The organism is Corallococcus praedator, from assembly GCF_003612125.1.
Taxonomy (GTDB): Bacteria; Myxococcota; Myxococcia; order Myxococcales; family Myxococcaceae; genus Corallococcus; species Corallococcus praedator.
Map to the genome: position 1 here is coordinate 1 of NZ_RAWI01000369.1, position 9,207 is coordinate 9,207.

Annotated in this window: 9 protein-coding genes and 1 pseudogene; 3 read left to right on the top strand and 7 right to left on the bottom strand. The window is 67.2% G+C overall.

The window, feature by feature from the left end; translation table 11 throughout:
• The 3 genes and pseudogenes from D7Y13_RS32860 to D7Y13_RS32870 all read right to left on the bottom strand — a co-directional run.
• Positions 1-734, bottom strand: a pseudogene (locus D7Y13_RS32860) (hypothetical protein); the annotation flags it as partial.
• Between the two features lie 410 nt (positions 735-1,144).
• Entirely contained in the window at positions 1,145-2,065 is a 921-nt protein-coding gene (locus tag D7Y13_RS32865) for a DUF2381 family protein (RefSeq protein ID WP_120585731.1), read from the bottom strand.
• Between the two features lie 73 nt (positions 2,066-2,138).
• Positions 2,139-4,115 (bottom strand): serine/threonine protein kinase, encoded by a 1,977-nt coding sequence (locus tag D7Y13_RS32870; RefSeq protein ID WP_120585732.1) that lies wholly within the window; start codon positions 4,113-4,115, stop codon positions 2,139-2,141.
• Between the two features lie 262 nt (positions 4,116-4,377).
• Between D7Y13_RS32870 and D7Y13_RS32875 the strand changes: the two genes are divergently transcribed.
• Together D7Y13_RS32875 and D7Y13_RS32880 are read left to right on the top strand one after the other, a co-directional pair.
• A complete protein-coding gene (locus D7Y13_RS32875) occupies positions 4,378-4,695 on the top strand; it encodes a helix-turn-helix transcriptional regulator (RefSeq protein ID WP_233595951.1) in 318 nt (105 codons plus the stop codon).
• Positions 4,696-4,748: 53 nt separating this feature from the next.
• Positions 4,749-5,096, top strand: a complete 348-nt coding sequence (locus D7Y13_RS32880) for a helix-turn-helix domain-containing protein (RefSeq protein WP_120585734.1) — start codon at positions 4,749-4,751, stop codon at positions 5,094-5,096.
• A gap of 297 nt (positions 5,097-5,393) precedes the next feature.
• On the opposite strand, the gene D7Y13_RS32885 is transcribed toward D7Y13_RS32880, so the two are convergent.
• A complete protein-coding gene (locus D7Y13_RS32885; protein WP_120585735.1) occupies positions 5,394-6,563 on the bottom strand; it encodes a serine/threonine-protein kinase in 1,170 nt (389 codons plus the stop codon).
• Between the two features lie 434 nt (positions 6,564-6,997).
• On the opposite strand from D7Y13_RS32885, the gene D7Y13_RS49570 reads away from it, so the two are divergent.
• The gene (locus tag D7Y13_RS49570) at positions 6,998-7,144 is read left to right on the top strand and encodes a DUF2379 family protein (protein ID WP_120585736.1); all 147 of its coding nucleotides are present in this window, start codon (positions 6,998-7,000) and stop codon (positions 7,142-7,144) included.
• Between the two features lie 78 nt (positions 7,145-7,222).
• Here the strand turns inward: D7Y13_RS49570 and D7Y13_RS32895 are convergent, their stop codons facing one another.
• From D7Y13_RS32895 to D7Y13_RS32905, 3 genes are all read right to left on the bottom strand, one after another.
• Positions 7,223-7,717, bottom strand: coding sequence for a PspA (locus D7Y13_RS32895; RefSeq protein ID WP_120585737.1), 495 nt, complete (start codon positions 7,715-7,717; stop codon positions 7,223-7,225).
• 115 nt (positions 7,718-7,832) lie between these two features.
• Positions 7,833-8,060 carry a hypothetical protein gene (locus tag D7Y13_RS48330; protein ID WP_233595952.1) on the bottom strand — a complete coding sequence of 76 codons (228 nt, stop codon included), beginning with the start codon at positions 8,058-8,060 and terminating at the stop codon, positions 7,833-7,835.
• Positions 8,061-8,251: 191 nt separating this feature from the next.
• Positions 8,252-9,079 carry a recombinase zinc beta ribbon domain-containing protein gene (locus tag D7Y13_RS32905; protein ID WP_233595953.1) on the bottom strand — a complete coding sequence of 276 codons (828 nt, stop codon included), beginning with the start codon at positions 9,077-9,079 and terminating at the stop codon, positions 8,252-8,254.
• Positions 9,080-9,207: the final 128 nt, after the last annotated feature.

Consider the following 9,207-nt stretch of genomic DNA (forward strand, 5'->3'; position numbering starts at 1 on the left):
GACAGCGCCAGCGTGTACCGCCCCGGGACAGGAGGCCGGCCGAAGAGGACGTGTTGCACGTCCAGGGCCACCTCCGCCCCCGCCAGGCGCGCGCTCAAGACGTCCGAGGCGAAGGCCTCCGCGTACACCGGCCCCAATGTCCCCGTCGCGATGACGCCGGCCGGGTGGTAGTCGGGGTTGACGCGGTTGCCGTAGCGCCGCACCAGGTGTCCGGACAGCAGGGAGTAGCCCTCCATCATCCCCAGCCACACCGAGTTGGGCGTATCCCCTCCCACCATGAAGAGGCGAACCACCTGCCCCCAGTCGGACAGCGTGTCCCAATCCTCCTTCCTCACGAGGCCCGTGCCCGATCCTCCGCCCCACAGCCGCAGCCGCACCGGCGCACCGAGAATGAGGCGCACCGACTCCCCCTTCCCCAAAGCCACCATGGGCTCCACCTGTACGAAGCCTTCCGCGGTGCCCTCGCCCCTCCGGGGCAGCAACGTCAACGTTGACGCGTCCATGCGCAGCAGGTTTGTCCACGGCGGTGTTGAGTCGGCCGTCGCGGACGCAGAGGCCTCCTCCTCGGGCTGAGCCTCTCCCTCTTCCTCCTCGCCGGGAGACTTGGCGGAGATGGCCTCCTCCAGCCTTCGCACGGTGGCGTCGAAGTCTTCTGGAGTGATGGCCTCCTGCGCCCCTCCGGCCCCGGGCAACAGCAGCAGCAAGACGACGGCCCAACTCCAACGCATGCCCATCGACCCCTCCGTGGCAGGCCCCAGCAGGGGCGCTCAGCACAGAGGTTCCCTGTTCAGTCCGACAAGGCGGAGGACCGGGTGGGGCATTGCACTGAAAAAGTCACATAAGACCCGGCCCGCCGGGGGATAGACAGACGTGCCACGCCACGCTACGGCGCCAGCCGCGCGAATAGGAATGACCGTGGCGACACTCCACAGCGTCCGTCAGGCATGCTGCACGACGAAGCGCAGACCGCTACTCGCGCACGACGACTGCCAGCGAGTGCCTTACATGGTGCAGGAGGTCCCTGCGCAGCTCGCGTGACCAACACCAACGTCGAGGTGCAGTGATTGAAGATGGTGTAGGAGCGTCGCCATCAAGGCGCCCGCAGCCATCAGTGAGTCGCGCATTCACTCGCGCACACTCCGGCTTATGGGAAAGTGACGTTGCCGAGGGTGACGGTGCGACGCCCATCCGCATCCCAGAGCTTGAGCGTGAAGCTCCCCAGAGGGGACTCGGATGCGGCCTCAGCCTCTACCACCACGCGCTGGGTATCCGATCCCGGGGCAACAGGGCCGGACTGCCACACTTGGAGCACCTTCAGCTCCTCGTTGGTCTTGCTCCGGAGCGTCGCCCCCACTGCGGTCCAGGGCTGTGCGTCGCCAACATATTTGAGGGTAACCTCAACAACCACCCTGCGGGCCGCACGATAGGCATAGACATTGTGTTTGCTTGCTGCCCCTGCCGGACCCTGGGTTACCCCCTTGGTCACGTCGCGGAAATCAACGCCTCGCCCGCTGAGGACTTCCGTCGAGATGAGTCCCGTCAGCCCATCAGGAGCACCTCGCTCCGCACGCAGGCGCTCATTCTCCTCTCGGCATTGCATAGCCTCAATGCGCGCCTGGCGGACTTCCTCCTGGTACGTCTCGACGCTCCTCTTGCGCCGATAGACCTCGATGAGCGCTTCTGACCGTGCAGGGTGCGCGACCAGGACAAACGTCGCACTCGCTGGGGCCGATCCATCCAGGAAACGCACCGTCAGTTTGAGCCGTTCTCCCGCCGATATTTTCTCTGAAGGGACCAGGCGCAAGGTGGTGAGCCCAGCGTCCACCACCGCGAAGCGCTCGCGTCCCTCGAGAGTCAGCCCTTCTCGACTCACCTCTGAATCGAAGATTAACACCGTCGAGAGCCCTGGGCTCACCGCGACTTCAGCCGCTGGCTGAGCATCATCCGAGACCAGCTCGATTCGGCGAATGCTCAACCCCGCTGTAGCCGGGGGCGACTGTGCCAGAGCTATCCCCTCACCTGCGAGAAGGAGGAAAAGCAGAACGGCCGGCACTGAATGATGCACTCGACATTTCTCCTGGACCACGCCAGCAGCGACGCCCCTGGCGGCTCATGAGCGTCTGCCAAACGGCGGCAGGTCATTCAAACTCACTCACTGCCTTGGCCCAAACGGCAGAGTACACGCGCGCCTTACCGGTATCCCCACCGCCGCCCTCTATCTCCAGCCCGCGGTTGCGAGACGAATCCAGCACCTCCAGGCATACGGGGAAGCTCTCTCCGCGAAATCGCGCCCGAGTCAGTCGGACATAGACGCGGTCGGCGATAATGAGTCGCCCCGATAGAGTGGCCTTGTCCGAGCCCAGGATGATCTGTGCAGTGCCGTCCCTCACCGTTACGTATTTTTCTTCCCCTCGGACGAAGCTCGCACCCGCGGCGTCTCCAATCTTCATGCCCAGCTTCCTCATGCCCTCCACAGAACCTGCCGGGCACGGTTCAGGGTCCGGAGCAGGGCGCACCTGGGGGCCCGAGCAGGCGGCCAGCGCGCCGCAGAGGGCCGTCGTCGCCAGGGCACTGTTGACGCTCCTCGTGGCCTTCCTGGCAGGCACCGGCGGGGAGGTCGGGGAGTCACTCTTCGTCGTCGTCACGGTGGCAGTCACCTCGGGAAGCGTCGCGGGGGGAGCGACGGCCGCAGGTGTTGCCTCCGGCCCGGTGGGAGCTGCGGCTCGGGCAGCTTGAGGTTTCTTTGTATATGTCGCTACTTCTTGGCCGGGGGTGGAGGGAGCTTGAGCCCCTGGGGGCAGAGGCGTCCGCTGCGAGAGAAGCGCCCCTGCTGCCAGGGCGACGGCCAGCAGCCCCATGCCCAGCACGCGCCCCATCCTGAGTCGCGAGAGGAACGAGCGCCGCCCCACCTCTACGAAGGGGGACGCCGGCGCGGATTCCGCCGCAACCTCCGCGGCGCCCAGCCCCTCCTCCAGCTCCGAGCCCAGCAGCTCCGCTTCGACAGGCGGCGAGGCAGCAGCCATCGGCCTTCCCTGGGGAAGCAACTCCGCGGGCGGGCTTTCACCGCGGGCCTCCAGCAGCTCCGGCCCAGGCGCCTTGCCACGGCGCATCTGGCGCAAGGGGACCTTCACCCACCGGGCGAGCTTGTTGCGTGCGAGGTGCTTCGCCTCGCCTCCGCCCTCGTTCTCGGTAGTGGCCGAGTGCGGGCCATACGTGTCGCATAAGGGGACGTCCCACACCTCCCCTTCCGCCCTGGCCAACACCTCCTCCAGCGCCTCGCAAACAACTGCCGCACTGGGGCGCGCAGCAGACTCCTTCTCCAGCAGCCGCATGCACAACAGGCCCAGTTGCTCCGGGACGAAGCGGTTGGCGAGGTGGGGAGGCACGGGCACCTTGCCCATGACGCCCTCGACGTAGTCCGCGTCCGTCGACGCATCGAAGGGCCACCTCGCTGTGAGGAGGCGGTAGAGGACAATGCCCAGGGCCCATATGTCGTCCGATGGAGCCGACACGTAGCGGGCGCCCGCCTGGCCCAGGTGCTTCCTCATGAAGCGCCAGGCCTCGGGGGGCCGGTACTCCATCGTCCCTGGCGGTAGCATGGACTGGGTGACGCCAGGGGCACCCGTGTAATCCCCAATCCCGTAGTCTACCAGCACCGCCAGCCCGTCCGCGGCGCGCACCATGACGTTGGCGTCCTTCACGTCCCGGTGCACCACCCCCGCCCCGTGCGAGGCGGCCAGCGCCCTCGCCACGTCGAGCGTCACCTTCGCCACCTGCCGGGCCGAGGGGTTCTCCTCCTTCACCCACACCCCGAGCTTCCGCCCCTCCACGTACTCCATGGCGATGAGGGCGAAGTCGCGCTCCCCGGCCTGCCAGTAGGAGAAGCCGCGAAGCCCCACCACGTTGGGGTGCGTCAAGCGCAAGAGAATGGAGACTTCTTTCTCCACCCGCCCCTCAACGCGCTGCCGCTCCACTAGCTTCAGCGCGCAGGGCTGCCCGTCATTCGTCGCGAGGTACACGGTGCCGAAGCCACCACGGTCCAGTTGCCTCACCACCGTGTAGCCCTTCACCACGTCCCCGGGGGACAGCACGGCCGGGGGGCCGTCATCCCTCATGGCGACGTCCTCCAGGAGGCTCTGTCGGACAGCAGGACTACCGCCACGCGCATGCCACTCCCTCCCCGGCGCCGGCCCCACGCTACCAGAAGCCCAGGGAAATCGCGTGACTCTTCTCCCACACGTGAGTACCGGCCGCGGGAGAGGTACTCAGCAATACCCAACAGGTGAAGTCCATTTGCATTAAAGGTATTGTTTTCACGGAATGCATCTTCCTCCTGACGTCCACGCCGCCGTCCCTCCGAAGGCTTCCCTCCGACCCTTGCCCGCCATCATCGGAGAGACCCTGCGCGCGGCCCGCCTTCGTGCAGGCCTGAAGCAGGCGGAGGTGGCCAAAGTCGTCGCCATCTCCCGCAACGCCTACAGCCGGCTTGAAAGAGGACTCATGCTCCCCAGCGTCGCGACGCTGTACCGGCTGTGCGCCGCCCTCGGAGCCACGCCCAACGAGTTGCTGGGCTACCCCACCCTCCTGTCGCCAGATATCGCCGCCACCACCAAGGATGCCCTGCGACGGCACGTGCACCGGTTGGACACGCGCCAGGCGCTCGCCCTCGTTCAACTTCTTTCTGGCGTTCGATGAGGGAGCGTCGCGGCCAAGACACGTAGCAACTCAGGTATACTCATCTGCACCTTATGAATGAAGAACTCGCAACCCAAATCGGCTCCGTCGCCCGCCTCGCCCGGGAGCAGATGAGCCTGACGCAGGTTCAAGTCGCGGAGCGCGTGGGGCTGGCCGCCGCCGTCTACAGTCGCGTGGAGCGCGGGCACATGATGCCCAGCGTCTCGACGCTGTACCGCATGTGCATCGCATTGATGGTTTCCCCGGAGGACCTGCTGGGCCTCACCGAGTCCACCGACAGCGAGGCTCGGGCTCAGCCGGAGGACGACGCCGCCTTGCGCCGGCTCATCTTCGTCGCGCGGAAGCTCGACGCAGGGAAGTTGGACGCCCTCGTCCACGTCGCCACCGAGTTGGCTCGCTGAGGCAGCTCCCTGGGGAGAGGCGCCGCCGAACGGCTCGCGCGCCCTCCTCTCCAACGCCAGGTTGCATACGGCCGACGCGTTGGCGTCCCGAGCGCGAGCAGGCCGGGCAGTCCTCGGCGCCGACGGACGCCCTCGCCGGCAGGCCGAGGGGCCCGGGTACGCCGCGCCACACTCCCGAAGCGCTTCATTCACCTCGGCGAGCCACTCCTCCAGACGCTTCTTCCTCGCCAGAAGGAGCTCCACCTCGTGGCGAGGTGCCGGCCATTTCGAGCCAAGCGAAAGCAGACCGTCGACGGCCTACTCCTTCTTCAGGGCCACCAACTCGTGCGCGTCCAACCCCTCCGGGTAGAGGCCCCCCTCGCCGAACTCCACCTTGTCGCGCATCTGCCCTCCCGCGGACACGACAAGGGCTGCCTCTCTGGCGGCTTCCGCGCGCCCGTAGGGCCCCGTGGGCCGCGACAGGGCCACGCCGCGCAGGGCATCGCGCATGTCCCCCGCCGTCGCGAAGCGCTCCTCGGGGTCGAGGCGCAGGGCCTTGTGCAGCACGGCCCGGACGTCGTCCGAGAGGGCGGCCGCCGCCTTCTCGACGACGTCCGGGCCGAAGGTCTCCATGAGGGCTTGCATCTGCTGCAACGGCAGCGTGGGGGGAGACTCCGTCCGCTGCTGGCTCTCCTTCGCCGGTACGGGCGGGACGTCGTGCACCTCGAAGAGGTGGTTGCCCGTCATGACCTCCACCAGCAGCACGCCCAGGCTGAAGACGTCGGAGCGTGGCGTCAGCCCCGCCTTCCGCAGGTACTCCGGGCTGGCGTATGCCACGTCGCCTCTCAGCAGGCTCGCTGGCGACTCCTCCCGCCCCACCAGCAGTGAGTACGCGGAGCCGAAGTCCAGCACCTTCACCTCCCCATGGCGTCCCAGGGCAATGTGCCGGGGGCTCACATCCCGGTGGACGATGCCCAGGGGCACACCCTTCCCCGAGGTCAGCGTGTGCGCGTAATGCAGCGCATCCGCCACCTCCGTCCCCACGAACAGGCCAAAGCCCTCCGAGAGGGGCTGCCCCCGCACCACCGCCGCGCACACCAGCGTCTCCAGTGAGGGGCCGTCCACGTACTGCATGATGACGTAGGGGACATCCTCCACCTCGTCCACCTCTACGTGGAAGACTTGGGCGATGTTGGGGTGGTCGAGGCAGAAGGCCAGCTCGACCTCTTCCGCGAGTCGCTTGCGAGCCATATACGAGGCAGGGCTGGCGAGTTGACGAATGAGACAGGGGCCCGACAGCGTGCCGTCCGCCGCACGCCGCTGGGCCCGTAGAAGCCTTTCGCGATTCGGCCGCACCTCCAACTCGCGCACCACCTCATAGCGCACGCCTCCCACCTCGAAGAGGAAGTTCACGTCAGCACGTGCCGGGAGGGTTGGCACGCGGGGCGTCCCCTCTTCCGTCGTCACCTCGTCCGGATGCTTCGTCATGGCTGTGACTCCTCCTCAAGGAAGGGGGCGTGGCTCCATGGATCCGCCCCTCTGCAGCCGAGCTACCCACGCAAGCGCATATTGGTCAAATGGACTTCACCTGCGAAGTAACATGACCTTTCGCATCTATGAAGCCTCTGACTCCTACGCCGGGACAGCAGCACCCCGATTCCGCTTCACCAGCGCGCTACCTCCCCTGCCGGGTACGAGAGGCCCCAGCCTTGGCCTCTCTGAGGAGCCGTGACTTGCGAGTGCACTCGTTGACTGGCCCCGATTTGCTCATTGGCCCATCGTCCCCGTCGAACGAGAGCGATTGGCCCTCATGGAGACGCTGAAGGCACGAAACGAAAGCGAGGAGACATTCACCATGAAGGCGAGCGTGCTGGGCCTCTTGCGCGAGGAGTCTCGCGCTTCCGAGAAGGCTCCACGGGCTCATGGACGCGCCGCATGTATCAGAACAAGGGGGCGGGGACTTCGACGGCTCCCGCAAGGGAATGCGGGAGGTGCTCGCCGCTGGAGTCACGCCCCACCACCGTGCCATCGCCCAGGTGCCACTCAACGAACTGGCCGACGAGCCGTAACGATGGGCTCAAAGCGCCTCTACGCAGCGGTGCATGCGGGAGGAGAAGTCGCTCGCGCCCTTGAGCTGCGGCCCGCGCTCAGACGGGCGTCACCTTGTCGAAGGGGCGCACCACCTCTTTGCCGTCGGAGACGCGCGCCACCGTCACCGTCTTCGCCTTCTCGTCGACAGCCTTCACCTTTGCCGAGAAAGTGCCCCGCCCCTGCTTGTAACGCACCTCCTGCCCCGCCGCGAATGAAGCGGAAGCCTCGGGGCTGGGGCTGGTGGTGGTGTCCGTCGCGGTGCGCCCCGCCGCACGCGCGCGCCCGCGGCTCTTCTGGGGCGAGGGCTCGGTCCGCGCCGGCTTCGACGCGGCCTGCGGCTTCACCCACTTCCGCACCGGCACCGAGGGCGTGCGCTTCGGCGCAGGAGGCGAAATTGGGGCGCGCTTCGGCGCGGACGCCGCAGGAGTCGGGCCAGGCTCAATGCCCAGGAACTGAGCGATCTTCACGAGCAGCTCCAGCTGCCGCCCCATCGCCTTCCCCACCTCCTCTGCAACCGCAGCCTGAATGGTACTCCGCATGTCGTTCTGCATGTGCTCTCGCTCTCTTTCCTCGCGGGCTGGATGACCCGCCTATTCTTCAACACGACAACAGTCAGCCTCTTGCACTCACGCTACACCAAGGAGTCCGCGTATTCGGACGCCTGTCTCAGAATGAAGCCTTCACTTCGCGCCAACGCACGCGCTGCGCTTCCCACGTCCCCGCGTGAGCAATGGCCCGCAGGCCTCGCTCGCTGAGGGGCTCCTCACCATCCACGGCCTCGAGGAACAACACCTCCTCCTGGATGTCCGGCGCCAGCAACTGCAAGTCCAGCAGGTGCGTCACGCGCGCCCGGGTGAAGCCCAACTGGCAGGCGACGTCCGCTGCGCTCGCCACTACCCCTCGCACAATGATTGCTTCCACATGGTGCGCCAGGGCCAGCATTCGCGCGACGTGCGCTGGTCGGCGAACCACCTCTCGCGGCGAGGGGCGCGCCCCCTCTCGGAAGCCCACCTTCGCCCGACGCACGCGGTGGAACTGCGCGCTGATGAGGCCAACCTCCGTCGGCCGAGACTCGGGACTCGCGCTCACGCCGCCACCTCCTTGCTCCCGGGCATCGCGGTTTCACCGGCCAGGACCAGGTGCACATCCACGCGATCCGTGTCCTCATCCACCACGACCCGGCCAACGAGAGCCTGCAGCAGGCGACCCCGATTGGGGGCCGTGAGGGCGTCCCACACCGCGTCGAAGTCCGCCAGGGCCTGGACCACCCACGCCGCCTCCAGCTTCTCCCCTTCCATGGCATCCAGGGCGCGCTCCACCTCCGCCAGCCGCTTCTTCATGCCGGCGGCTTCCTCTTCCGCGGCCGTCAGCTTCTCCTCGACGAGGCGCCGGGCTGGGCCCTCCAGTTTCGAGAGGGAGTCCACCCACTTCGCGGACTCCCCAGCGCGCTTGGACAGGTCCTTCGGGAGCTGCGCGCGCTCGGCGAGCAGGGCTTTGTGCTTCTCCTCCAGCCGTGCCGTGAGGCGGGCGTGTACCTGCGCCGCAAAGCCCTTACCTACCGAGACTTCCCGCAGCCGAGCGACGACGAAGTCCTCCAAGGCGGCTGCCGGAATGGGAGAGGCCCGGCACCCCTCCTTCCCCCTTTTGTCCCGGGTGACGCAGCGGTAGTAGCGGTACTCGCGCGTGCCCTTACGCGTTGAGCCGGGCGTCATCGCCTCGCCGCACAGGCCACACCGCAAGAGTCCCCGCAGCACGTAGTCGGGGTTGCGCCCGTGGTACTGGAGGCCGGGGCCTCGGCCCTCCAGCATGTCCTGCACCTGATGGTAGGTGCTCCTGTCCACAATGGCCGGGTGCTCGCCTGGGTGCGTCTCGGCCCCGTAGGGAACGAAGCCCGCGTACAGGGGGCTCCTCAAGTGAAGTTGCCCCGGTTTCGTGGAGCGTTTCCGCGCTTTCGCCCTCAAGCGGCAGCGCGGTGCTTCTTCTCGTAACCAGCGGGTGACTCGTAGTCGAGCGCGGAGTGGCGCCGGAGCGGATTATACCA

Excerpts from the sequence above, each read along its gene's own strand:
- D7Y13_RS32885 (WP_120585735.1), bottom strand. The coding sequence starts at position 6,563 with ATGACGAAGCATCCGGACGAGGTGACGACGGAAGAGGGGACGCCCCGC.
- D7Y13_RS32870 (WP_120585732.1), bottom strand. The coding sequence starts at position 4,115 with ATGAGGGATGACGGCCCCCCGGCCGTGCTGTCCCCCGGGGACGTGGTG.
- D7Y13_RS32880 (WP_120585734.1), top strand. The coding sequence starts at position 4,749 with ATGAATGAAGAACTCGCAACCCAAATCGGCTCCGTCGCCCGCCTCGCC.
- D7Y13_RS49570 (WP_120585736.1), top strand. The coding sequence starts at position 6,998 with ATGGACGCGCCGCATGTATCAGAACAAGGGGGCGGGGACTTCGACGGC.
- D7Y13_RS32895 (WP_120585737.1), bottom strand. The coding sequence starts at position 7,717 with ATGCAGAACGACATGCGGAGTACCATTCAGGCTGCGGTTGCAGAGGAG.